The organism is Streptomyces sp. NPDC002536 (genome assembly GCF_053594995.1).
Genome location: NZ_JBSFWU010000114.1, coordinates 1 through 22,756 on the forward strand (window position 1 = coordinate 1; position 22,756 = coordinate 22,756).

At 69.4% G+C, this 22,756-nt stretch carries 23 protein-coding genes; 7 read left to right on the top strand and 16 right to left on the bottom strand.

All coding sequences use genetic code 11. The features are described 5' to 3' along the window. Positions 1–98: 98 nt before the first annotated feature. On the bottom strand, positions 99–1,058 hold the full coding sequence (locus ACWD4B_RS29955) for a hydroxyacid dehydrogenase (RefSeq protein WP_451423706.1): 960 nt from the start codon (positions 1,056–1,058) through the stop codon (positions 99–101). 117 nt (positions 1,059–1,175) lie between these two features. On the opposite strand from ACWD4B_RS29955, the gene ACWD4B_RS29960 reads away from it, so the two are divergent. The 5 genes from ACWD4B_RS29960 (at position 1,176) to ACWD4B_RS29980 (ending at position 6,187) form a co-directional block, all read left to right on the top strand. Then, positions 1,176–1,739, top strand: coding sequence for a GNAT family N-acetyltransferase (locus ACWD4B_RS29960; RefSeq protein ID WP_451423686.1), 564 nt, complete (start codon positions 1,176–1,178; stop codon positions 1,737–1,739). Beyond that, positions 1,739–2,959, top strand: coding sequence for a sensor histidine kinase (locus ACWD4B_RS29965; RefSeq protein WP_451423687.1), 1,221 nt, complete (start codon positions 1,739–1,741; stop codon positions 2,957–2,959). Before ACWD4B_RS29960 ends, ACWD4B_RS29965 begins: the two co-directional genes overlap by 1 nt. Beyond that, positions 2,956–3,618: a response regulator gene (locus ACWD4B_RS29970; protein WP_451423688.1), complete on the top strand. Its 663-nt coding sequence runs from the start codon at positions 2,956–2,958 to the stop codon at positions 3,616–3,618. Before ACWD4B_RS29965 ends, ACWD4B_RS29970 begins: the two co-directional genes overlap by 4 nt. A 161-nt stretch (positions 3,619–3,779) precedes the next feature. Continuing rightward, positions 3,780–4,886, top strand: coding sequence for a serine hydrolase domain-containing protein (locus tag ACWD4B_RS29975; protein ID WP_451423689.1), 1,107 nt, complete (start codon positions 3,780–3,782; stop codon positions 4,884–4,886). A 131-nt stretch (positions 4,887–5,017) separates the two neighbouring features. Beyond that, positions 5,018–6,187: a helix-turn-helix domain-containing protein gene (locus tag ACWD4B_RS29980; protein WP_451423690.1), complete on the top strand. Its 1,170-nt coding sequence runs from the start codon at positions 5,018–5,020 to the stop codon at positions 6,185–6,187. Positions 6,188–6,368: 181 nt separating this feature from the next. On the opposite strand, the gene ACWD4B_RS29985 is transcribed toward ACWD4B_RS29980, so the two are convergent. From ACWD4B_RS29985 to ACWD4B_RS30010, 6 genes are all read right to left on the bottom strand, one after another. Then, on the bottom strand, positions 6,369–7,874 hold the full coding sequence (locus ACWD4B_RS29985) for a type VI secretion protein (protein ID WP_451423691.1): 1,506 nt from the start codon (positions 7,872–7,874) through the stop codon (positions 6,369–6,371). A 1-nt stretch (position 7,875) separates the two neighbouring features. Beyond that, positions 7,876–9,309, bottom strand: coding sequence for an ATP-binding protein (locus ACWD4B_RS29990; RefSeq protein WP_451423692.1), 1,434 nt, complete (start codon positions 9,307–9,309; stop codon positions 7,876–7,878). Positions 9,310–9,329: 20 nt separating this feature from the next. After that, on the bottom strand, positions 9,330–10,883 hold the full coding sequence (locus ACWD4B_RS29995) for an SCO6880 family protein (protein ID WP_451423707.1): 1,554 nt from the start codon (positions 10,881–10,883) through the stop codon (positions 9,330–9,332). Positions 10,884–10,885: 2 nt separating this feature from the next. Next, on the bottom strand, positions 10,886–12,286 hold the full coding sequence (locus tag ACWD4B_RS30000) for a hypothetical protein (RefSeq protein WP_451423693.1): 1,401 nt from the start codon (positions 12,284–12,286) through the stop codon (positions 10,886–10,888). Beyond that, on the bottom strand, positions 12,276–13,109 hold the full coding sequence (locus ACWD4B_RS30005) for a hypothetical protein (RefSeq protein WP_451423694.1): 834 nt from the start codon (positions 13,107–13,109) through the stop codon (positions 12,276–12,278). The genes ACWD4B_RS30000 and ACWD4B_RS30005 overlap by 11 nt, the downstream gene beginning before the upstream one ends. Positions 13,110–13,315: 206 nt before the next feature. Beyond that, positions 13,316–13,624: a hypothetical protein gene (locus tag ACWD4B_RS30010; RefSeq protein WP_171086940.1), complete on the bottom strand. Its 309-nt coding sequence runs from the start codon at positions 13,622–13,624 to the stop codon at positions 13,316–13,318. 284 nt (positions 13,625–13,908) lie between these two features. Between ACWD4B_RS30010 and ACWD4B_RS30015 the strand changes: the two genes are divergently transcribed. Beyond that, a complete protein-coding gene (locus ACWD4B_RS30015; RefSeq protein ID WP_451423695.1) occupies positions 13,909–15,183 on the top strand; it encodes a serine/threonine-protein kinase in 1,275 nt (424 codons plus the stop codon). Positions 15,184–15,186: 3 nt separating this feature from the next. On the opposite strand, the gene ACWD4B_RS30020 is transcribed toward ACWD4B_RS30015, so the two are convergent. The 5 genes from ACWD4B_RS30020 to ACWD4B_RS30040 form a co-directional block, all read right to left on the bottom strand. Then, positions 15,187–15,399, bottom strand: coding sequence for a DUF397 domain-containing protein (locus ACWD4B_RS30020; protein WP_451423696.1), 213 nt, complete (start codon positions 15,397–15,399; stop codon positions 15,187–15,189). Next, entirely contained in the window at positions 15,392–16,354 is a 963-nt protein-coding gene (locus tag ACWD4B_RS30025) for a hypothetical protein (protein WP_451423697.1), read from the bottom strand. Before ACWD4B_RS30025 ends, ACWD4B_RS30020 begins: the two co-directional genes overlap by 8 nt. 128 nt (positions 16,355–16,482) lie before the next feature. Next, positions 16,483–17,292, bottom strand: a complete 810-nt coding sequence (locus tag ACWD4B_RS30030) for a hypothetical protein (protein WP_451423698.1) — start codon at positions 17,290–17,292, stop codon at positions 16,483–16,485. A 266-nt stretch (positions 17,293–17,558) separates the two neighbouring features. Further along, positions 17,559–17,744: a DUF397 domain-containing protein gene (locus ACWD4B_RS30035; RefSeq protein ID WP_451423699.1), complete on the bottom strand. Its 186-nt coding sequence runs from the start codon at positions 17,742–17,744 to the stop codon at positions 17,559–17,561. Next, positions 17,741–18,553: a helix-turn-helix domain-containing protein gene (locus tag ACWD4B_RS30040; RefSeq protein ID WP_451423700.1), complete on the bottom strand. Its 813-nt coding sequence runs from the start codon at positions 18,551–18,553 to the stop codon at positions 17,741–17,743. The genes ACWD4B_RS30035 and ACWD4B_RS30040 overlap by 4 nt, the downstream gene beginning before the upstream one ends. 299 nt (positions 18,554–18,852) lie before the next feature. Here ACWD4B_RS30040 and ACWD4B_RS30045 point away from each other — a divergent pair, with 299 nt between their 5' ends. After that, positions 18,853–19,554 carry an ATP-grasp domain-containing protein gene (locus tag ACWD4B_RS30045; protein WP_451423701.1) on the top strand — a complete coding sequence of 234 codons (702 nt, stop codon included), beginning with the start codon at positions 18,853–18,855 and terminating at the stop codon, positions 19,552–19,554. 118 nt (positions 19,555–19,672) lie between these two features. Here the strand turns inward: ACWD4B_RS30045 and ACWD4B_RS30050 are convergent, their stop codons facing one another. The 4 genes from ACWD4B_RS30050 to ACWD4B_RS30065 all read right to left on the bottom strand — a co-directional run bounded on the left by ACWD4B_RS30050 (position 19,673) and on the right by ACWD4B_RS30065 (position 22,568). Next, positions 19,673–20,089, bottom strand: a complete 417-nt coding sequence (locus tag ACWD4B_RS30050; RefSeq protein ID WP_451423702.1) for a hypothetical protein — start codon at positions 20,087–20,089, stop codon at positions 19,673–19,675. Between the two features lie 20 nt (positions 20,090–20,109). Next, positions 20,110–21,681, bottom strand: coding sequence for an EndoU domain-containing protein (locus ACWD4B_RS30055; protein ID WP_451423703.1), 1,572 nt, complete (start codon positions 21,679–21,681; stop codon positions 20,110–20,112). A gap of 99 nt (positions 21,682–21,780) precedes the next feature. Beyond that, on the bottom strand, positions 21,781–22,191 hold the full coding sequence (locus tag ACWD4B_RS30060; RefSeq protein ID WP_451423704.1) for a hypothetical protein: 411 nt from the start codon (positions 22,189–22,191) through the stop codon (positions 21,781–21,783). Beyond that, entirely contained in the window at positions 22,188–22,568 is a 381-nt protein-coding gene (locus tag ACWD4B_RS30065) for a DUF6507 family protein (RefSeq protein ID WP_451423705.1), read from the bottom strand. Before ACWD4B_RS30065 ends, ACWD4B_RS30060 begins: the two co-directional genes overlap by 4 nt. Positions 22,569–22,756: the final 188 nt, after the last annotated feature.

A 22,756-nucleotide genomic window follows, 5' to 3' on the forward strand; every position in this document is an offset into this window, starting at 1 on the left:
GGGACCGTGTGGGAGAGTAGGACGCCGCCGAACTTTTCTTCAGAAAGCCCTGACGGGGAACTCCGGTTCCCTGTCAGGGCTTTCTTGCATTTATGGCCTCATGCCAGCCTTTCCAATTCCTCCCGGCTCACCCGCCCGCGCAGTGGCATTCCCCGTACCCACCGCTCGACCTCCCCGACCGCGAACTCCCCGAGTCGCCGCACCTCGCTGCCCTGCGCGCCGGCGATGTGCGGAGTGAGCAGTACGTTCGGCAGTGCAGCCAGCGTGTGCCCCTTCTCCAGCGGTTCCGGATCCGTCACGTCGAGGAAGGCGTCCAGCCGGCCCGAAGCGCACTCGCGCGCCAAGGCCTCCGTGTCGATCAGTGAGCCCCTCGCCGTGTTGATGACCGTGCCGCCGTCGGGAATCAGCGCCAGCCGCTCGGCGTCCAACAGCCACCGGGTTTCCGGTAGCTCGGGTGCATGCAGCGTCACGATCGTGCTCGCTCGGCAGAGCGTGTTCAGGTCGACGAGTTCCACTCCGAGTTGTGCAGCCTCCGTCGCGGAGACGTACGGGTCGTACAGCAGGACCTGATAGCCGGCCTCCGCTGCGTTGAGCCGGGTGATGACCCGCCGGCCGATGCGGGAGGCACCCACGACCCCGATGCGTCGTCCGTCCAGGCCCTGGCGGTCCCGGAAGCCGGGCCACTCGGCGTCGTACGCCGCTGCCGTGCTCAGTGCCTTCTTTCCTGCCAGGACGATGGCCGCCACGGTGTATTCGGCGACCGGACCGGCATTGGCGTCCGCCGCGGAGGAGACCACGAGCCCGCGCTCCCAAACCGTGTCCGTCACCAGTGATTTGACCGAACCCGCTGCATGGACGACCGCCTTGAGCCGAGGGGCGCCTTCGAGGACCTCCTCCGTCAGGGCCGGGCAACCCCACCCCGTGATCAGGAGATCGGCCGTTCCCAGCAACGGCTCCAGGGGTTCCGCCACCACATCGGGCCCCATCTGCACCACCTCCGCGAGGCGGGCCCGGAGGCCCGTGTCCAGGACGGCAGCGGCCAGTTCCGCATCTCCCATGGCCACCACGACGGTCGGCCGCGTCGGGCGTTCGGTGTTCACGGGCACCCGTATGCCCTGGGCCCCGAGAGGGAAAACACGTTGCCCATGGCTTCACCCAGGAGTGACGATTTTCCGATGGACCACACCATCAGATCCGTACGGGCCGACGAATGGCAGCAGACCAGGGAATTGAGACTGGAAGCGCTCCGGGACCCGGCGGCACCGATCGCCTTTCTCGACACCTACGACCGGGCTGTGGTCCAGCCTGACAGCCTGTGGCAGGAGCGGACTGCGGCCAATGCCGCCGGGAAGTCCAGCATTGCATTCATCGCCGAGGGGCCGGACGGTGAATGGGCCGGCAGTGTGACCGTACTGCTCGAACTCCCCGGCGGGGACGGCGGCTTCGGCGGGGATGCGGCTGTTCCCCAGACCCATGTCGTCGGCGTCTACGTCCGCCCCGAGCACCGCGCCTCCGGTGTGTCCAGGGCACTGTTCGAGGCGGCCCTGGAATGGTCCTGGTCGCTGGCCGAACCACCCGTGGAGCGCGTGCGCCTCTTCGTGCACGAGCAGAACGACCGTGCCCGCGCGTTCTACCGGAAGACGGGTTTCGAACCGACCGGCGTGACCGTCTCCATGCCTGACGACCCCGCGCAGAAGGAATACGAGCTGGCGATCGTCCGCCCGCGCCCGACCGTTTGATGCTTTCCGTGAGACAGACAAAGCTCCGTAGCCCCTGGGCCGTCGATGCGCTGGTCGCCGTCGTGGTCCAGGCGGCGATCACGATCCCGTTCGTCGTGCCGCGCGCGGCGGACGTGCCGCCCGCCACCTGGGCCACGTATGCCGGGACGACACTTCAGGTACTGCCCTTGCTCTGGCGTACGCGGGCTCCCCTGAGCTCGCTGATGGCCGTCACCGCCATGGGGTTCGCGTATCTGACGATGCACGGCCCCGGTCAGCCGTTGCCGTACCCCCATCTCGTCGGGGTGTTCACGGTTGCCGCACGCGGTGGTGTGTGGCAGCGGCGAGCAACTTTGGCACTCGCTCTGCCGTTCACTGCGGTCGCCGCGGCCGTGCGCGCCGACTCGGCTCGTGAATGTCTCTTCGCCTTCTTCCTCTTCGGCATGGTGTACGCCCTCGGTGTGCTGACCCGTACCCGGCAGGCGTACACCGAGGCGGTGGAGGCGCGCGCCGCCGAGTTGGAGCGGGCGCGCGTGGTGGAGGCCGAGCGCGCGGCGGAGCGGGAACGGGCGCGCATTGCACGGGAGATGCACGACGTCCTCTCGCACGCCGTGAGCCTGATGATGGTGCAGGCCGAGGCCGGCCCGCTCGTCGTGCGGTCCGACCCGGCGCGTGCCGAGGCGGCGTTCGACGCCATAGCGGGGGCCGGCCGCGAAGCGATGGTGCAGCTGCGCCGGATGCTGGGGGTCCTCCAGGAGGCTCCCGACGCCGCTCACGCCCAGGGTTCCTCATCGCGCAGCCCCCAGCCGACGCTGGAAGGGCTGGAGGATCTGGTGCGCGAGGTGGGGCGTACCGGGCTGCCGGTGAGCCTCCAGGTGGAGGGCATGCCCCAACCCCTCGCGTCCGATGCCCAGGTGACGGTCTACCGCGTCGTCCAGGAGGCGCTCACCAACGTCCTCAAGCACGCCGACGATGCCCACGACGTGTCCGTCCGGCTCGTCTGGGAGGCGGCAGCGGCCGCGGAGGACCGGCGGCTCGTCGTCACCGTGGAGAACGACGGGACGGGCGCGCCCGCCGCGCTGTCGGGCACCGGCAGCAGCCGTGGGCTGATCGGCATCCGGGAGCGGGCCGCGGCCCACGGCGGCACCGCGGAGTTCGGACCCGGCCCGGAGGGGCGGGGGTTCCGCGTTGCCGTGGAGCTGCCCGTCGTGATCTCCTCGCCTGCGGAGGTGGGAGGGTGACGATCCGTGTGGTGGTGGCCGACGACCAGGAACTGGTGCGCAGCGGCTTCTCGATGATGCTGGGCGTGCAGCCCGACATCGAGGTGGTCGCGGAGGCGGCGGACGGCCTGGAGGCGGTCGAGGCGGTGCGGAGACACGCGCCCGACGTCGTGCTGCTCGACATCAGGATGCCCCGCATGGACGGCATCGCGGCGGCCCGCACGGTGTGCGCGGAGTCGGACTGCAAGGCCGTCATGCTCACCACCTTCGACCAGGACGACTACGTCTACGAGGCCCTGCACGCAGGGGCCAGCGGCTTCCTGCTCAAGGACGTGCGCCGGGACGATCTGGTGCACGCGGTACGGGTGGTGGCCGCCGGGGACTCGCTGCTGGCGCCGTCCGTGGCCCGCCGGCTGGTCGCCGACTTCACCAGCCGGGGGCCTGCGCGGCGGGACTCCGGGGCGTCCGCCCGCCTGGGCAGGCTCACCGCGCGCGAGCGGGAGACGCTGGTCCTGCTGGGCCGGGGGAAGACCAACGCGGAGATCGCGGACGAACTCGTGGTCAGCGAGCACACGGTGAAGACGCACGTGAGCAACGTGCTGTCGAAGCTGGGGCTGCGGGACCGGATCCAGGCGGTCATCTGCGCGTACGAGACCGGGCTGATCGCCCCGGGAGAGTGAACCGGGAGTGAGCCGGGAGTGAGCCGGCCGGGAGGCCGGATCCCCCGCGCGGGGGAGTCGCGCGGGCGGCAGGACCCCTCGCGTCGGCGATTCGCGGAGGCGGCGGTTTCACGAGGATGGAATCCGACAGCAGTTGCCGACGATTTCAACGGGGAACCACCGTGCGCCGTAAGAAGATTGCCCTTGTAGCCGCCATCGCCGCTGCCGCCGTGAGCATGGGCGTGGCCGGTCCCGCCGCTGCCGCCCAGCCGGACGACGCCGCGCTGCGCCAGGCCATAGCGGGGCTGCCGAGCACGGACGCGACGGCGGCCCAGGTGCGGGTGGGCGGCACGGACGGGCACTGGGCGGGTGTGTCCGGCCAGTCCGACATCCGCACGCACCGGGCGGTGCACGGGAACGAGCGCTTCCGTGCGGGCAGCGTCACCAAGGCGTTCACGGCGGCGGTGGCGCTCCAGCTGGTGCACGAGCACAAGCTGGACCTCAAGGGGACCGTGCAGCAGTACCTGCCGGGCCTGCTGCCGGCCGACTACCCGGAGGTGCGGGTCGAGCAGCTGCTCAACTACACGAGCGGGCTGCCCAGCGGTGACACCGGCGGGCGCTTCACCACGTGGGACCACCGCAAGCTCGTCCAGGCCGGCTTCGGCCAGGGCATGGAGTTCCAGCCGGGCACCCAGCAGCACTACAGCAACATCGGGTACAACGTGCTCGGCCTGCTGATCGAGAAGGTCACCGGGCGCAGCTACGAGCAGGAGCTGCGTGACCGCGTGCTCAAGCCGCTCCGGCTGAAGGACACCTACAGCCCGGGGAACGCGACCGGGATCCGCGGCCCGTACACCCACGGCTACCAGGCGGTGAAGGACAAGGACGGCACCACGCACCTGGAGGACGTCACCGCGTGGGACCAGTCCTGCACCTGGGCCTCCGGCGACCTCATCACCACGACGGCCGACATCGAGCGGTTCATGACCGCCCTCTTCAAGGGCCGGGTCGTGCCGCAGCAGGAGTTGGAGCTGATGTTCACGGTTCCGGACGTTCCGATGTACGGCGGCGGCAAGGCGGCGTACACGAGCGGCCTGAGCCGGATCAAGGTCGGGAACAAGGTCGTCTACGGCAAGACGGGCGCCCGCTACGGCTATCAGGACGGGTTCGGCGCCACGCGTGACCTCTCGCGGACGCTCGTGTACTCCGTGAACGCGACGGACGCCAAGGGCGAGGAGGGCAACGCGGCCGTCGGCCGGATCATCAAGGCCGGCTTCGGGGATCGGTGAAACGACGGGCCCGGATGCGTTCCCCCGTTGCGCATCCGGGCCCGTCGTCTTCCCCCGTGACTCGATTGCCACCCTCTCCTGCGGCACCGGCGTTCGGTAGTGGCATTTTTAGGGGCAAGATTGTGTCCGTGATGATCGGCGATCTCATCAGGGACCTGCGCAAGGCGCAGGGGTGGAGCCAGGGCAGGCTGGCCACGGAGGTCAACCGCACCTCCGGGGCGAACCTCACGCGCGAGTACGTCAGCGGGTGGGAGCGCGGCAAGGTCCGGCCCGGCCCCTTCTATCTGCGGCACCTAGCCGTGGCTCTGGGCGTCCCGCTGAGCGTGCTCGAAGGGACGGGGGCCGGGCGGGGCGTCACGGGGGTGCCGGACGGCCTCGTGGCCAAGGTCGCGCCCGCGGTGGCCGACGACCTGCTGAGCCGGGGGTTCGCCGTGCGGCTGCGGGGCGGGCCCGCGCTGGAGGAGTGGGAGGCCAGGCTGGCCCGGCACGGCGTCGACTACCTGGTCCTCGGGGCGGCCGAGATGCAGCGCCGGCTCGCCGACGACCTGGTCGTCGTCCAGCAGCAGCTCGACGAGCCCCGGATGTGGGCGGTGGCCGCACTGCTGATGACCATGTATGCGACGACCTTCTCCCAGGCCGAGGAGGCCAGGGCCGCCTCCTGGTACCGGTCGGCCGCCGAGGCGGCGGACCGCTCGGGGGACCGCGGGATCCGCGTCTGGGTGCGCGGCCGGGCCGTACTGTCCCTGGGGTACTGGGGCACCTCCCTCGGCCTCGCCGACATGTTCGCCGACCAGGCCCTGGCCCTCGGCGGGAAGCCGGCGCCGGGGCTCGTCGCCGCCAATCTGAGCAAGGCCTGCTCGGCCGCCATCCGCGGGGAGCGGACGGAAGCCCTGCAGCTCGCCGACGACGCGCGCAGGGCCTTCGACGGCGCCGAGGCCTCCGGGAGCCCGCGGCCCTTCTCCATATCCGGGAAGGTGAGCGACTTCGACATACCCGCCTGGCGCGTGAACGGCTTCCTCTCCCTGCTGTCGACCCGGCTGGGGGACGAGAAGCGGGCCGACCTCGCCTACGACGAGACACAGCGCGAACTTCCTCCGCAACTCCTGCGGTTCGCCACGCACATGGAACTGCACCGGGGCCTCGTACTGGCCCGGTCCGGGGACGTGGCCGGCGGCCTCGCCTATGCCCAGGCCGCCCTCGACGCCCTGCCCCCCGGCAACTCCACCGACCTGCTGCAGTTGCTCATCGCCGAGATCAGGTCGCAGTCGCCCGACCGCGCGCCGGACGAGTGGGTCGCGTAGCGCCCCGTAAGGGGCGCGGGGAACTGCGCGAGCAACCATGACGCACCCGCAGTCGAAATACCCGGGGCTTCGCCCCGGACCCCCGGGTGGTGCGTCGGCTGCAGGCCGTCGGTGGCTGGTCGCGCCCACGCGGCGGAGCCGCATATCAAACAGAGCCCCGCGCCCCTTACGGGGCGAGGCCCTACGCCCGCGCGCCGAAGGCGGCGGCTCGCGGCCACCGTGCCCGGCCCTGCTCCTGCGAGCGGATCAGGGCCAGCACCGGCAGCCCGAACTCCTCGCCCTGCTCCAGGAGTTCCGGCAGGCACGGCAGCGGCGCCACGGCCGCCACATCGTCCAGCACCAGGGTGAGTGGTGGGTCGAGCCGACCGGAGGATGACCGTTCGGCAATGCCCCGGCCGCGCTCGACCACGCTTGCGGCGAGTGCGGTCAGCAACGGCATCGCACCCGGGCGGGTGCGGGGATCCTCAATCGCCTCACCCACCACGTAGAGCGTTCCCCCTTCGGCGATGAATGATTCCAGCGCGAGCGAATCCGTCCGATGTGGGTTGCATGCGTCGCGGATGTGGATGGAGTCGAGCGCGCCCAGCGCGCGCGCCGTCAACTCCTGCGCCATGTCGCGCCGTTCGGGGTGCGCCGTGAGCGCGGACTCCAGCTCGCCCGCCGCCCCGCCGGTCGCCTTGGGGTTCGTGCGCAGGATGCGTACGGGCTCGTGCGCCGCCGAACCCTGTGCCCAGCGGTGCAGTTGGCGAAAGGGGCGGCCGTCCACGGCAGCGGCGTGGAGCCAACAGCGCAGCAGCGTCTCGGCGGTGTCGGCGGTGGCCGAGTCGAGGGCGCTCGGGGGGCGTACGGGCGCGAGGAGCGTGGCCGCGCGGGCGCCGGCGGTGGCGCGGGACTCGCAGCCCGCGGTGGGGCTCCAGCGGAGGCGGTCGGGGGTGTCGAGGAGATGGCTGGGGTCGAAGACGTGCACCGGGCCCAGCTTGGCGCGCGATCCCCGGGTGTCCGCCCAGAGTTGGGGGTCGCTGGTGGTGACGAGGACGGGCCCGGCGGCCTCGAGGACCGCGCGGGCGGCGACCGGGCGGCGGGCGGCGCCCGTGGCGTAGACGAGGCGCGCGGGCGCGGCCATCTCCGTGGCGGGGGTCGGTGCAGGCGCGGGGACCGGCTGCGCCACCGGAGGTTCCGCGGCCGCGGGGGCCGCGGGGGCAGCGGGAGCCGCAGCAGCCGTGACGGCCGTTGCCGCAATGGCCGTCGCCTGCGCGGATCCCGTCCCCTCCGTCGCGGGCTCCGCCTCCCCCGCCCCCGCTCGCGCCCCCGCCCGGGCCCGTTCCCGGACCGCCCGCCACCGGGCCAGTGTGCCGATGACGAACACCATCAGCACGACGGCGACCAGCAGTTCGCCGACGAGGATGCCCCAGAAGAGCCCGTACCCCGACAGTTCGCCCCGTGTGGTCTCCGGCCAGGCGGCGGGCAGGTCGCGGGGCTGGGTCATCAGGTGCCGCATCGCCTGCGGGGTGTGCAGGACGGTCACCCCGTGCGGCCAGCTGCCGTGGACGAGCAGGGCCGCGAAGCCCGTCGCCGTCCAGACCAGGAGCGTCAGTCCCAGCAGGAACGCGAGGACGCTGACGAGCACCCCGTCGGGAATTCCCCGTTCCGGCCGGGACGTTCCCGGCTCGCCGCCCCCCGGCGCCATCTCACGCCACCGTCGATTCGGATGATTCAGATGATTCGGTCGATCCGTACGGCTCGTCGGCGTACGGCGTGCTTATCGCCGCGTGCGCCCGTTCCGCGGCCTCGGCCTCGGCGGCGAGTTCGCGGGCGGTGTTGCCGTCCTCGGTCATGGCCCGGTCGGTGTAGACCAGCGGGCGTTCGGCGTCGGTGACGAGGTGTTTGACGACCTGCACGTTGCCGTTGACGTCCCAGACGGCGATGCCCGGCGTCAGGGTCGGAATGATCTCCACCGCCCAGCGCGGCAGGCCCAGCACCCGGCCGGTGGCCCGGGCCTCGTCCGTCTTCTGTGCGTAGATGGTGCGGGTGGAGGCCATCTTCAGGATGGCCGCGGCCTCCTTCGCCGCCGCGCCGTCGACCACGTCCGACAGGTGGTGCACGACTGCCACGAACGACAGGCCCAGCCGCCGCCCGAACTTCAGCAGCCGCTGGAACAACTGGGCCACGAACGGGGAGTTGATGATGTGCCAGGCCTCTTCGACCAGGAAGATGCGCTTCTTGCGGTCCGGCCGGATCCAGGTGTGCTCCAGCCAGACGCCGACGATCGCCATCAGGATCGGCATGGCGATGGAGTTGCGGTCGATGCGGGAGAGGTCGAAGACGATCAGTGGTGCGTCGAGGTCGATGCCCACGCTCGTCGCGCCGTCGAACATGCCGCGCAGGTCGCCGTCGATCAGGCGGTCCAGCACCAGGGCGACGTCCAGGCCCCAGGCGCGGACGTCGTCTATGTCGACGTTCATCGCCTCGGCCGACTCGGCCTCGGGGTGCCGCAGTTGCTCGACGATGTCCGTGAGCACCGGCTGCCGGCCGGTGATGGTCTCGTTGACGTAGGCGTGCGCGACCTTGAGCGCGAAGCCCGCCCGCTCGTCGAGGCCGCGGCCCGTAGCGACCTCGATGATGGTGCGCAGCAGGGCCAGTTGCCCGGTCGTGGTGATCGCCGGGTCGAGCGGGTTGAGCACGGTGCCGCCCTCCCGGGCGGACATCGGGTCCAGCCGGATGGGTGTTATGCCCAGCTGCTCGGCGATGAGGTTCCACTCGCCGACGCCGTCCTCGCCCTGCGCGTCCAGGACGACGACCTGCCGGTCGCGGAACCGCAACTGCCGCAGGACATACGTCTTCTCCAGAGCCGACTTGCCGTTGCCGGACTCGCCCAGCACGAGCCAGTGGGGTGCGGGCAGCTGCTGCCCGTACAGCTGGAACGGGTCGTAGATATAGCCCTTGCCGGAGTACACCTCGCGCCCGATGATCACTCCCGAGTCGCCGAGGCCGGGGGCCGCGGTGGGGAGGTAGACGGCCTGCGCCTGGCCGGTGGAGGTCCGCACCGGCAGCCGGGTGGTCTCCACCTTGCCGAAGAGCAGGCTGGTGAAGGCGTCGGTGACGGCGGCGAGCGGATCGAGCACGGGAAACCCCTCACATCCCTCTATCGTCGGATGCCGGTCGCGAACGGCAGCGTGTTGACGAAGGCGCGGTGGTGCTCGCGGTCGCACCACTCGAGCTTGAGGTAGCTCTTGCCCGCCGAGGCTCTTATGGTCCGCTTGTCGCGGGCGAGCGCCTCCGGCGACCGGGACGAGACGGTGATGTACCCGACGAGGTTGACGCCGGCCGCTCCGCTGGCGAGGTCCTCGCCGCGCTGGTCGACACGTGAATGGTGAGCGACGTCGCGGGGGTCGACGACGCGGTTCATCTTGGCGGCGCGTGAAGCGTCGGCGTCGTCGTTCGTCTTCTCGGTCAGCATCCGCTCGATGGCCACCTCGGTCGGCTCCAGATCCATGCACACGGCGACCGTGCGGATGACGTCCGGCGTGTGAACGAGCAGCGGGGCCAGGAAGTTGACGCCCACCGGCGTCATCGGCCACTCCTTCACCCAGGCGGTCGAGTGGCACCAGGGCGCCCGGGTGGCCGACTCGCGCGTCTTCGCCTGCAGGTAGGTGGCCTCCAGTGCGTCCAGCTCGGCCGGCCAGGCGTTGCGCTGGGTCATCGCCTGGATGTGGTCGATCGGGTGGTCCGGGTCGTACATCGAGTGCACGAGCGAGGCCAGCCGGCTCTGGCCGAGCGGCTGCCGGACCCGGATGTCGGCCTCGGCGAGCCGGGCGCAGATGTCCGTCAGTTCGCGCGCCATGACGACGGCGAGCGCACCGTCGCGGTCCAGCTTGCGCCTGCCGCCCTCGTGCTTGGAGGCGCGGGCGATGGCCTGGGCCTCGGCGGACAGCTCACGGCCGTAGTGCATGCACGCGACCAGGTACGCGCGGTGCTGCTCGGACGACGTCGACACCATCGACTGCAGCTGGTCGTACGAATCCTTCAGCCAGGCCGGCACGGTGTCGTTGCCGCGCCGCTCGACGTCCTTGGCGTGCGCGTCCGGGTCGGCGGGCAGCGTACGGGCGAGCATCTGGATACGGGTGACGTAGCCGTCGCCGTTGGCGACGTGCTTGAGCAGCGTGCCGAAGCGCTCGACGAGCGCCTCCTGGTCCTCCGAGTCGCGCAGGCCCACGCCCGGTCCCTCGATCTCGATGGCGGCCGTCACGGTGCGCCGGTCCGCGTGCAGCAGGACGGCGATCTCGTCCGGCCCGAAAGGCGCGGCAAGCCAGTTGATCCGCCCGATGCCGGGCGGCGGGCCGACCTCGACCTCCCGTCCGTCCAGGCGCGTACCCGCCTCGGCGACGCCGGAACGGTACGTCGTGCCCCGGCGCACGGTCCGCTTGTACGAGCGGTTGATCTCGAACCACTTGTAGAAGGTCCGGCCCTTGTACGGCACGTAGACGGCGGCGAGCGCGAGCGCGGGGAAGCCGCTGAGCGTGACGATCCGCAGCGGGAGGATCGGCACCAGCAGCCCGCACATCATGCCGAGGAACGCCCCCGCGATGATCAGTGCGATCTCGCCGGTCTCCCGGTTCTTGCCGACCACCGCGTTGGGACGGGCGCGGCCGATCAGATACGTACGGCGGGCCGCGATCGGCTGGGACTGCGCCGGGATCGTCAACTCCGCTCACCTCCGGAAGACTTGCCGTTGCTGTTGTTGCTGCGGTTCTGCGCCGTGCGGGGCGCGGGGACTGCGGAGGGAGCGCTGCCGTTGCCGCCACCGCCGCCGCTGGGCGCGGCCGCTGGGCCCGGGCGGGCGCCGTGGGCGGTCACGCCGCCCGAGACGGGGTTGGCGGGGCGGGACTGCTGGGGGCCGGCGCCGTTGCCGTTGTCGCCGCCGCGGGCGCTGTGGGTGGTGATGCCCTGCTTGACGAGGGCGGCGGGCGAGGAGATCACGGCGGCCGCCTGGCGGGACGCCGCGTCCTTGCTGGCGTTGCGGCTGCTGACGATCTCGTCGCCGAAGCCGGGGACGAAGCGGTAGATCATCGCGCTGGCGAAGATGGCCAGCACGATGATCGCGAGGCCGGACACCACCGCGGAGAAGGAGTTGGGCCCCTTGCCGGACGACAGCGCCCCGGCCAGGCCCAGCACGACCACGATGATCGGCTTCACCAGGATCACCGCGATCATGATGCCCGCCCAGCGGCGGACATGCCCCCACATGTTCTTGTCGACGAGCCCCGCGTACACGGCGGTTCCGAGCAGCGCGCCCACGTAGAGCAGCGCGGCCCGGATCACCAGCTCCAGCCACAGGACGCCTGCGGCGAGCACGGAGACGAGCGAGACGACGACCAGCATGATCGGGCCGCCGCCGATGTTGTTGCCCTTCTGCAGGGCGTCGGCGAATCCGCCGAAGAACGTGTCGTTGTTGGACGACGCGCCCGTGGCGATCACGTCCGTGACGGCGTCGGTGGCGTTGACGACCGTGTAGAGGATCAGCGGCGTGAACGCGGAGGCGAGGACCGTCAGCCAGAGGAACCCGACCGCCTCCGTCACCGCCTCGCTGAACGGCACCCCGCGCACGGCCCGCTTGGCGACGGCCAGCAGCCACAGGACGAGGGTCAGGACGGTGGACGCGGCGAAGACGACGGCGTACTGGCGGAGGAAGGACGCGTTGGTGAAGTCGACGTTGCCGGTGGAATGGACGGCCTGGGACAGCTTCTTGATGATCCACGCAGCGGCGTCGGCACAGCCTTTGGCCAGGGAGGAGAGGGGGTCGAGGGTGGATTGGGGGTCGTTGGGGGACGGTGCCGTGCCCGTGTTGCCTTTGCCCCTGCAGTAGTCCTTGGCCTGGCCCACGATGAGGTCGCACGGGTCGCTGCCGCTCTGGGAGGGGCTGGGCGTCGGCGTGGCTGCGGGGGAGCCCGAGGGGAGCGTGGAGGGCGTCGTCGCAGGCGTGGGCGTCGCCGTCGGGCCCGGGGCTGCGGACGCCCGGGCGGCCCAGGACATGAGCGTCACCTGGACGGCGACCACTGCCGCGGTTGCCGAGAACGCGCGTGTACGGCGGCTACCTGGCATATGTGAACCCTCCGTAACCACTGACCGCGTTGGCGATCTCGTCGGCTCCCGCTGCGCGGTCGTCCCCGCTCACGGGCGCTGGTCCCTGCTTCTGGCTGGACGACGCGACCTTCCAGTCGTTGTCCACCCAGCTGAGCTTCTCGGTGAGGGTGAACCAGGTCTGCGCCACAGGCTTCGTCGACCCTTGGCCCGCGAGGCCCACGAGGCCGGTGCACCAGACCTCGACGGTGGCGCCGCCGTCGCCGTACTCGGTGGTTTTCGACCCCACCGGAACGGTGCGCGAGACGAAGGTCAGACCCTTGGGAGCCGTACCGTCGGGCTGGAGGCCGACGTTCTTCAGGAAGTCCGGAGAGTAGGCCTTGTCGAGGTCGCCTTGAAGGGCGGGTCCGGCATCGGGCGTGTGAACGGCTGCGACGATCGCATGCCGCGTATCCGCCCGGAACATCCCGTCACTCCCCAGCGCCACCGCAAAGTTCGCGGCAGCGGACTGCACCCCCTGCTCCGAATGGGCGAACCCCGAAGGAAGCCCGGAAGCCCCCTTCCCCTCCACGGGTTTGGTGCCCGTGGGCGCCGTCGCCCGGCTGCTCGCGCCCTTGTCGGTGCCGGAACCGGAACCTCCGTTCCCCGAACTGCCGTCGCCCCCACCCCGGTTCGCAAAGGCGATGGCCGCAATGAGCAGCACCACCACCCCGACGACCGTCATCAGGTTCCGCCGGGAGGGAAGCCCGCGACGTGGCTGCGCGTGCGGGGCGAACTCGCCCTCGGGGAGACGCGTGCGGGTCATGTGGCGGTCGTCGCCGTAACCGTCGTCGCCGAGACTCATCGCTCGCCTGCTCCCTCGTACGTCGTCGCTGGCTTGCCGCCCCCGTAAGACGGTAGCGGGGTGAACGGATTCCGGGGGGAGCACGTGGGGGTGTGAGGGGGCATCAGGAGGCAGCCTCGGTGGCGGGGGGAATCAGGGACGGGAGGGCCTGCGCGGGCGGATGCGCGGGTGGATGGGGGTGAGGGGCACCGACATCGCGGCGGGCGTCAGACCGCCATGCCGTAGACGATGGTGAACAAGGTGCCGAGTGAACCGATGATGAACACACCGGTCAGGCCGGCGACGATCAACCCCTTGCCCTGCTCGGCGCTGAAGGTGTCCCGCAGGGCCGTGGCGCCGATGCGCTGCTTCGCCGCGCCCCAGATGGCGATGGCCAGACAGAGCAGGATGGCCACGGCCATGATGACCTCGATCATCACGCGGGCTTCGTTGCCCAAGGTGCCGAAAGGCCCCCAGTTGGGGGCGATTCCGCCAATAATGGTGTTGATGTCGCCCTTGCCGGCCGCCAAAAACATTTGTAACTCACCGCCCCAAATGGGTAGTTGTGCCCGCCCAGCCTCAGGGCAAAGGTCGGGACCTATCTTCGCTGAAACCCCGCCGTCGCATGTCGATTTGGCGGCAATTTTTGCCGTAACCCATATGTGGCGCGTCGCCACTGCACTGACCTGCGGTGACTCTGTGTATCACGGGTGTGAACGCGGAGCAATTTCCGTCGGAGGGCGGGGTTCGGGCGACAGGGTGTTCGGTCGGTACCCTGCTGCCTCAGCGCATCGCGGGGTTCGAGTTCAAGGTGGTACGGGTGCTGGTTGCCGGTCGGTACCGGTTGGGGGAGCCGCTCGGCCGCGGCGGAATGGGCGAAGTCTGGCGCGGGTCGGACGAAGTGCTGGGCCGTCAGGTGGCGGTCAAGCTGCTGCTGCCCGAAGGGGGCGACGAGTCGTCGGCGGCCCGGTTCCGGATGGAGGCGCAGACCGCGGCCCGGCTGAATCATCCCCAGGTCGTCGCGGTCTACGACTTCGGCGAGTGGGACGGCCGCTTCTACCTGGTCATGGAGCTGGTCAACGGCCCGAGCCTGGACCGGGAGGTCGCGACGCACGGTCCCCTCGCCCCGGAGCGGGTCGCGCGCATCGCGGCCCAGGCGGCCGGTGGGCTGGCGGCGGCCCACGGTCAGGGGGTGGTCCACCGCGACATCAAGCCGGCCAACCTGATGCTGGCCCCGAACGACACCGTCAAGATCGGCGACTTCGGCATCGCCCGCTTCGTCGACGCGACCTCGGCGGGGCTGACCCGCGCGGGCCAGATCGTCGGCACGAGCACGTACCTGGCCCCCGAACGGGCGCTGGGCCGGCTGGCGGGCCCGGAGTCGGACGTCTACGCGCTGGGCTGCGTGCTGTACCAGCTCCTGACCGGCCGCCCGCCGTTCTGGTCGCAGAACCCCACGGCACTGCTGTACATGCACGTGGACGACACCCCGGTGCCGCCGAGCCGGCACCGCCCCGGCATCCCGCACGCCCTGGAGCAGTTCGTGCTGCGCATGCTGGCGAAGGCGCCGGAGGAGCGGCCGTCGGCACAGGAGGCGGCGGAGTGGTTCGGGGGGCGGGGGTGGTCTGGGGGATCTGGCAGATCTGAGGGATCGGTGGGATCTGGGGGTTCTGCGGGAGGGCAGGGGGCGGCGCCGGTACGGCCGTTGCCGCCGGAGCGGCCGACGGCGCCGCCGGTGCCCGCAGCGATGCCGGCAGAGATGCCCCAGCCGGCGCCACCGTCGGCGCCCGCGTATGCCCCGACCCCTGTGCGGTCGCCCCGGCCGCCTAAGCGGCGCAAGACGCTGATCGGAGTGGTGGCCGGGGTGGTGGCGTTCGTGGTGGCGGCGCTGATCGGCGCCTCGCTCTTCAGCGGCGGTGACAAGGGGGGAACGGGGTCAGGCGGATCCGGAGGCGGAGGAACGGGCTCAGTGGTCCCGGCTGTCCCGAGCGGCCCGAGTGACGCGAATTCCTCAACCGGCCCGACCGTCCCAACTGCCCCGAAGCAGAAGCCTCACAAACACCACAAGCCACTGCACTCACCCCTGCCGGGCTAGCGGCTACCCCTCTACAAAGTGGTCGAACTCCCCGGCCTTGACGCCAAGAACAAAGGCATCCCACTTGCGCTGCGTGGTGATGACGATGTTGTCGGGGTCGGTGTTGACCCGGATATAGACGTTGTCGACGTCGTCGCCTTCCCCGAAGGCGACTTCGAAGTACTCGGGTTCGTCACCCTCGGCCGCTTTGATCCACTTCAGCTTCAGCTCAGCCATGGTCCCCCCTCTTGGGATGCCTGTCCGCGCCCACGATAGGACCCGCACCGCGAAGCCGCTGGAGTGCTTCCTGCACGGTGCGGATGAACCGGCGGGGCCGCCGGAAGACGTCGTCCCGGGTGAACCGCAGGATCTCCCGGATCTCGGGGCATCCGGCGAGCTCGTTGAACCGGATCGCATCGTTCTGGTGAGCACTGCGGCTCCCGTGCCAGGCGAACCCCTCGATCTCGACGCCGAGCCCTTCGGCCCGGAAGAGGAAGTCCAGCCGCCGCACCCGCCCGTTGCGGGTGACGACCTTGGCCTGCAACTCGGGGAACAGCCCCGCCTCATGTATCTCCAGCCGAGCCTTGGACTCGGCGGGCGACCCGGAAGCGGGATCGGTGAGTTCGAGCGCCCGCCGCGCGGCCCTGACGCCGGTGCGGCGGCAGTTCGGGGGAGCGAGCGCGTCGGCGATGTGCTCCCGGCGCACCCTCCCCCGGGCGAGCTCGGAGTCGGCGGCGATGACGGCTTCGTGGAGAGGGAGGGTGAGCATCAGGTCGCAGATGGTGCGCAGGACCGTGGTGACCCGTACCCCCTTGACGTGCCTGATCTCGTGGGCGGCCAGGGGCACCGGGTGCACGGTAATGCCAGGCTTCCGCGAGGCCCGGCCGCAGCCAGGGTCGGTGAACTCGACAGTGCAGGAACGGACCATGTCGATGCCGTGGAGCACAGCGGCAGCGCCATGGCTTGCGACCAAGTGCGGGTGCCCGAGCTGTACGGCCAGTAGCCGCAGCTTCAGGTCCACCTGCTTCCCGGGCGCCGCCCAGGTGCCCACGTACAGCCGGGTCCACCCGGCACGGCGCAATGTGGCCGGCGCTCCGGCCGCAGGCACGCCGCATTCGGCGGCTTGGGAGGTCAGCAGGACACCGCCCTGCGACGCGGCAACGTCCAGCAGTCGCTGGTGTGCGGGCTTCACAACAACAGCACAGCGCATGCGCGGTGATGGTGCCAGGCCTGTGGAAAATTCCGGATGGAGGCATTCCGGTGTCAGAAATCAACGCTGGCCGGTGCTCGGAACGTTGGTGACTGACACCGGAGCAGGTACTAGCGGGATGTACGGGCCAGGACCCGTAGGTGGGCGACGTGGGCGCGTACGCCGGCGTCGATCGGGGCTGTGGGTGACGGGTGTCCGTCCTCGTGCCTGCAGGTGCGGCAGAGTCCGCCGGGGAGGGCTTCGGGGAGGCCAGGGATGCCGCAGCCGGTGCACTCCATGATGCGGGTGCGGACGGGCTCGGGTTCCGGGGTGGGCGGCATCTTGTCGGTGAGCCGCTTGCGGGCGAGGGCGCCGGGGGCGTGGACGGTGCCGGGAAGCCGGTCGGTGAGCACCTGGACGAGATGGGGTACGGGTACGCCGCGGGTGAGCCACTCGGTGGCCAGGGGCTCAAGTGCCGTGCATTCGGCGGCGGAGAGGGTCATGCGGGCGTCGGTGCGGCCGAGTCCGGCGAGGGCGGTGTAGGCGGCGGTGCGCTCGGGCGGGTGAACGGGCGGTGGCGATACGGCTGACGCCTCTGCGGGCGAATCACCGGACAGGAACTGCCCCCACCAGGCGTCGCTGCGTGGGGTGCGGGAGAAGTAGGTGCGCTGGACCCACTGCGTACGGTCGTCGCCGAGGCGCTCGCGGACGCGGCGCAGGTGTCCGGCTGCGGAGATGGCCTTGAGGGCGGAGGCCACGGCCTGCTGTCCGTAGGCGGCGAGTTCCTTGGCGAGGGTCTTGATGTCCATGGCGGCGCCGTCGGGGAGCCGGTCGATGTGCGCGGCGACGGAGGCCTCACGGGTCGGGAGATGGGCGAACGCGCGGGCGGTGCGGGGTTCTTGATCGGGTACGGAGCGCTTTCCGTATCCGGGGCGGGCCATGGGTGGGACAGGGCTAAGCTTTGCGTCAGCCATTGGATCGTCCTAGGTCGTCGATCTTGGTGGTCAGACCCCCGTTCGGTGTTGCGAGCACCGGCGGGGGTCGTTTGTTGCTGCGCACGCTACACGGCGGCGGAGGGCCAGGGCGCCGCGCTCGCAAAATGTCATCCGCACGTGTATGCGCGGGAGTTGGGGAGGGTGGGTGGGTCTGACGACCCACCATTCCTTGGATAGAGAGCTCGGGTCCCGGGGCCCGAATCTCGGGTGGGTCAGGGTATGGATATGCGGTCTATGAAGGCCTCCCAAGCGGGCGCTGCAAGAGACAGCTGCGGGCCGCCGTCTCTGAGCTTCGAGTCTCGGATGGCCACGGCGCCCGGGCGCGCGGTGACTTCGACGCACTCGCCCCCCGCCGGGTCGCTGTAGCTGGACTTGAACCACGAACGCTCAGCACTCACAGCTCCTCCACTACCCTGCCGATGAATTCAAGCGATTCCTGCGGGCCGAGCGACTGCTGGGCAACCACCGTATAGACCTGGGAAATCGCGCTGACTCTCTCAGGAGAGGTGTACAGCGTGCTCAACTCCTGAGACTCCAGGTAGGCGAGACGCTCGTGTTCAGGCGTCTCCAACAGGACGAGGCCCCCGGCAAGGCCGGGATGCCAACCACCTGCCGTCGCCATGACCTGGATGGTCACATTGCGCTGTTCTCCAGCCTTCAGCAAGTGGAGCAGTTGCCGCCCGTGCGCATCCAGCCCGCCGATCCGCAGACGCAGCACCGACTCCTGAATCACAAAGCTGAAGGCCGTGGTCTGCTTCTCCAGCAGCACTTGCCGGGCCAGCCGAGCCGAGACCCGCTCTTCGATCGTCTCATCGTCGACCAGAGGTCGGAGCCCGGAGAACATGACGCGCATGGTCTCCTCTGTCTGAAGCAGCCCGGGGACGAGGAGGGGTTGGTACGAGCTGATGGCCACTGCCTCGGCCTCATACCGCATGTAGTCCTGGACTCTTGCCGGGATGGGCTCAGGCCTCAGATAGTCCTTCCCGGCGAGCAACTTCCCCCGTGCCCCGCACATCTGGTCCGCGATCTGCAGCAGCCGTTCCGTAGGCCGTCGCCGCCCGAGCTCGATCGACTCGATGGTTGCGTATCCGTACCCGGCTTCCTTGCCGAGCTCCTCCCGTGTGAAGCCGGCGTCGGTCCGCCACAGCTTCACCTGGTTCCCGACGTACCGCCAGCCGAGCGGCGGCTGGGACGTCTCGTCCGTCACCGCACCCCACCTCCCCGGTGCCCGAGGGGCGCAGGCCCGTCACCCGCACCCACCTCGCTACCGCGGATCCTGCTCGGTAACCAGCCCAACTTTCAGCCGGAACGGGCGAACTCACTGCTTGCGGGTGACGCGACCCGGTGCGGGCGAGGCCCCACCCGCTCCACCCCACGGAGAACATGGCATCGTCAAGGGCTGTGAGATCCACCGACTTCCTGGCGCGAGCCCCGCAGCACTCGACTACTGGCGATCTCCTGACGGCTGCCGCTCAGCGGCGGGGATTGGGCTCGAAGAGACTGCCCGTGAACGGCGATGTGCGCCACCTGAAAGGGGCGGGCGGCGCACACTACTTCGGTGGGCCGTTGTTCGCGAAGAAGGTTGTCGAGGATCTCGACGTTGCCCTTCTGGAGCCAGCAGATGACTGGCTGACGACTCTGCCCTACGACTTCACCTTGCGAACCATCACCGTGACCACCCTGATGGAGGCGCGGTGCTTGAGGCACCCCGCATTCGTAAAGCCGCCGAGCGACAAGAGCTTCCCGGCCGGCGTCTATGCTGACGGCAGTCAAATACCGGGAACTGGTCACTTGGCGCCAACCGCATCAGTGCAGATCAGCGAAATCGTCTCCTGGTTGAGGGAGTTTCGACTGTTCATCCTGGACGGCGAGTGCCGCGTCGGCAGTCAGTACGCCACCCTCGGTCACCTGGATGCTGCCCCGTTGCAGGGACACCCCGATGAGCGCGAAGTCCGCGACTTCGCGAAGGACCTCCTGGCAACGGAGGGGCACACGCTGCCCAGCGCAGCCGTCCTCGACGTCGGCATCATGACAACACCGACAGGCAAGAGCCGCTGGGCTGTGGTGGAGGCCAACATGCCCTGGTTCGCCAACTGCTATGCAGCAGACCCCGACCTCGTCCTCGACGTAGTGCTACGGGCGGCTGGCCCAAGGTCACGTCTGGTTGCCCAGGACCAACAGTTCTGCCGGCGCCTCAGCGGGACCTGAGCCGACTAGCCAAGGATCGAGTCCAGCCAGCGCCCTCTCACCCCCTTACGGGTAACCACCCCTGGGCCTAGGCGTCAAGCCGCTCCGACCAGAAACGGCCCCAGCGCAATCTTGCGTGTCAGGATTGAAACCCGCGGACTCCAGCCAGCGGATCGCGCCCGTGCTCGTCGGCATACTCGCGGCGGTAGGATTCGGCCTCCTCGGGATTTGCCTGACAGCAGTAGTCCCAGAAGTCGATCAGGACCTGCAGCGCCTGGTCCAACTTGAACTCCCCCTGCACGTGCTCGAGGAAATGGTTCTCGATTTCCACCCCCTGCGGGCTGACGGTGGCAGAGAAGGCATTTCCGTCCAAGTGTTCCGGAGCGGCCCCAGCATCCCCCTGGGCAATCTTCACGAGGTCAATCGCCTCCAGGACGGCAAGCGGAGAAAGCTGAATGTCGGAAGTCACCCAATTTCCCAGCACCTTCAGCCCGGCAGGGCCGATAAAAGCTGGCACCTTGAATTCATTCTGGGCGTAGTACTGAGTGCGAATCACTTTGCTGAACCCCTTCGTGTTTACTGCGGCAGGATCGGGTAGACGGTCTTTGCGTCACCTGTAACTGGATCGAAGTAACCTTCAAACGTGATCCCCTTGTATTCGCCCTGCCACATGCAAATATCAGGGTCCATGACTTTCGCGTTCTCAAAGGCCTTCACCATGGCGCGCCTGACTTCGCCTTCGGTCCAGTGGTTGGGGAAGAAGGTCGTCTTGGCCCTCTTCATTATCCACTCCCCGGATCGGGGGTCACGCATCCAGACGTTGCCTTGAGTGAGCCCAGTTCGGTGATCGATCTTCAGAATCTTCGGGACCTTCACGCCCCAGCGGTCACGGCCACCGGGACGGAAATGGTATCCGACGACCTTGGGCCTGCCGTCCCTGCTGTACTTCAATTCTCCGCGAAGCACATGTTCCATGGCGTGCTCGGGAATATGACCACTCGGCTTGGGGCCGGGTACCTCGTCCCCGTCCCCGGGCCGGTGCTCATCGTGGTGGGCAGACGGAGGTTCTCCGCCCCCGGGGGAGCCGAAGTCCGCGTGAGCGTGGCCAGTGCTGTCAGCCGGGTGATGCGCAGTGTGACCGTGGGGATCCTGCGGGCCGGAGTGGTGCTCGCCACCCTGCGACGGGCTGTGAGCGTCATGCCCGGCTTGAGATGGGCCTTCGCCGGTGTGCATGGACGCCTGGGGATGCGAGCCACCTGCATGAGCAAGGACTCGCGGTTCGGACGGGCTGGTTTCGTGGGTGCTGGTGAGGTCGTGCTTGTGGGGCTCCTTTCGGGCTGGCGGCTCGGCCAAGTCTCCGTGTTCGTCGAGGATTTTTCCGTCGTCGGTGAGGGTGCGAGGCCGACCCTCGTGGTCGATGTACTTGATGCCGTCGGGGGTGCCGACCAGGGCGCCCGGGTGTTTCGATGCGCCGTTGAGGAAGTCGCCCGTGGGGCCGGTGCGGGTTTCCTTGAGGGAGGTCAGGAGTTCGCCGACCTGAACCTTTGCGTACTTGGCCGCTCCGCCGATGTACGTCATCGGATCCACGAGCTGCCCGGCCCTGCCGAGTGCGCCCGCCACCTTGGCCACGTTGCTGCCGGCTTCACCTGCCTTGCCCATGTTGCCGAGCTCGCCGGCTTTGCCGAGCTTGAGCAAAGGGCCCATGCCCAGGGTGATGCCGTTGAATGCGACGGTTCCGATGGCCCGCCCCGGGTTCTTCTTCCACTGGTCCCAGGCAAGCAGGGACTTGCCGAACTCCCTTGCGGCCTTCTTCGCGCGTTCATGGTCCGGGTTGGGCGCGTACGGGCCGCCCATGGGATTCATGGCTCGTTCCAAGGGCTCGACCCCGTACATGGCAATGCCCTTGCCCACCAGGCCGATGCCGTGCCAAGTCTCCTTGAACTTCTTCCAGTCGAAGACATTGACCATGTGGCCAAGGCCCGTCAAGGTGTTCCAGATACCGTCCTTGAAGAAGCCCTCCGCAAGGCCGCCTATGACGTGCGTCCCGTGGTGCCAGAGCCATTTCACGCCTGTGTACTCGCGCTTGTCGACCGTCCCCCACGGCGTCTTGTCGGCCTTGGCCGCATCTTCCGTGGCGAAGCCGTACATGCCCGGCTTGTGCGAACCGTCGTCCGGTACCCAACGGGTGTTCCCGACCAGGGCGCTGATCTTGTCCGCAGTGGAGCGCTCGGCATCCTGGAACTCGCCTCAGACGCGGCCCACCTCGTGCGTCAGGCGGGCGTTCTCCTTCTGCTTCTTGTCGTCGCGCTGCCAGTGCTTGTCGTCCGCCACCGACTTCGCGAAGGCCTCGGCCTCGCGTCGGAGCTCGTCCATTCGCTTGGCCAGCGGGCGCCCGGTGTGGGCGAAGTCGGACAGTGCGCCGCCGACCGTCTCCAGCTTGGACGCGAAGTGGTCCGCCCCCTCGCGCACCGGGACGGTGGTGTGCAGCAACGGGCCCTTCTCCGGAGCCTCGTAGACCGGGTCCAGGCCCTGGAAGGTGCTGTGGATGTCACCACCGGTCGTGCGGATGCTGGACGCCGTCTTCTTCAGCGCCGCGGCATCCTTCTCCAACTGGTCGAAGTTGCTGGTGCAGTGGGGTATCTTCTCGGGCTCGATCACTTCCCGTCCTCCCCCTTCAGCTCCTTGGGGGTGGGCGCCTGAGCCGCCGCGTTCTGGGCGTTCTGCGCCATCTCCAGGGCACCGTTCTCGTAGCAGCGTGTGGCTTCCACAGCGCCGTGTATGGACTTGGCCGAGCGGACCATCAGGAACTTCAGGTCGTCCTGTGTGTTCTTGCCGAACTCGCCCAGCGCTCCGGCCACCGGGCCGAAGGCGCCGTCCTTGGGGGTCTCACCCTGGATCATCGTGCCGGCCGACTTCGCCGCGCTCTCCATGCTGGCGGCGTAGGCCTGCAGCTCTTCTCCGAGCTTCTCGGCCTTGTCGCGCGTGTTGCCCAGCACCACACGCACCGCGTCCGGCTTGATGTCCCACCCAGGCATGACGCCGCCCGCCCCTCCCTGCCGTTCACCGTGTACCTCACACCTAACTGCGCATCAGTATCACCTGGGCCACCGACAGCGCTCATGAGTATTCGTACTCGTGCGCCATGAGGCGTTGTTCGATTGTGTGGAGGTGAGAGACCTGCACCGCTGACCCTGTCGCAGCAGGGCGGTGAAGCTGAGGACAG

Bases quoted from the DNA above. Each gene is read 5' to 3' on its own strand.
- ACWD4B_RS30005 (WP_451423694.1), bottom strand. From the start codon at position 13,109: ATGAGTCTCGGCGACGACGGTTACGGCGACGACCGCCACATGACCCGC.
- ACWD4B_RS29965 (WP_451423687.1), top strand. From the start codon at position 1,739: ATGCTTTCCGTGAGACAGACAAAGCTCCGTAGCCCCTGGGCCGTCGAT.
- ACWD4B_RS30065 (WP_451423705.1), bottom strand. From the start codon at position 22,568: ATGCCTGGGTGGGACATCAAGCCGGACGCGGTGCGTGTGGTGCTGGGC.
- ACWD4B_RS29980 (WP_451423690.1), top strand. From the start codon at position 5,018: ATGATCGGCGATCTCATCAGGGACCTGCGCAAGGCGCAGGGGTGGAGC.
- ACWD4B_RS29960 (WP_451423686.1), top strand. From the start codon at position 1,176: ATGGACCACACCATCAGATCCGTACGGGCCGACGAATGGCAGCAGACC.
- ACWD4B_RS30030 (WP_451423698.1), bottom strand. From the start codon at position 17,292: ATGGCCCGCCCCGGATACGGAAAGCGCTCCGTACCCGATCAAGAACCC.
- ACWD4B_RS29985 (WP_451423691.1), bottom strand. From the start codon at position 7,874: ATGGCGCCGGGGGGCGGCGAGCCGGGAACGTCCCGGCCGGAACGGGGA.
- ACWD4B_RS30000 (WP_451423693.1), bottom strand. From the start codon at position 12,286: ATGCCAGGTAGCCGCCGTACACGCGCGTTCTCGGCAACCGCGGCAGTG.
- ACWD4B_RS30020 (WP_451423696.1), bottom strand. From the start codon at position 15,399: ATGGCTGAGCTGAAGCTGAAGTGGATCAAAGCGGCCGAGGGTGACGAA.
- ACWD4B_RS29955 (WP_451423706.1), bottom strand. From the start codon at position 1,058: ATGGGAGATGCGGAACTGGCCGCTGCCGTCCTGGACACGGGCCTCCGG.
- ACWD4B_RS30055 (WP_451423703.1), bottom strand. From the start codon at position 21,681: ATGTACGGCTTCGCCACGGAAGATGCGGCCAAGGCCGACAAGACGCCG.
- ACWD4B_RS30010 (WP_171086940.1), bottom strand. From the start codon at position 13,624: ATGTTTTTGGCGGCCGGCAAGGGCGACATCAACACCATTATTGGCGGA.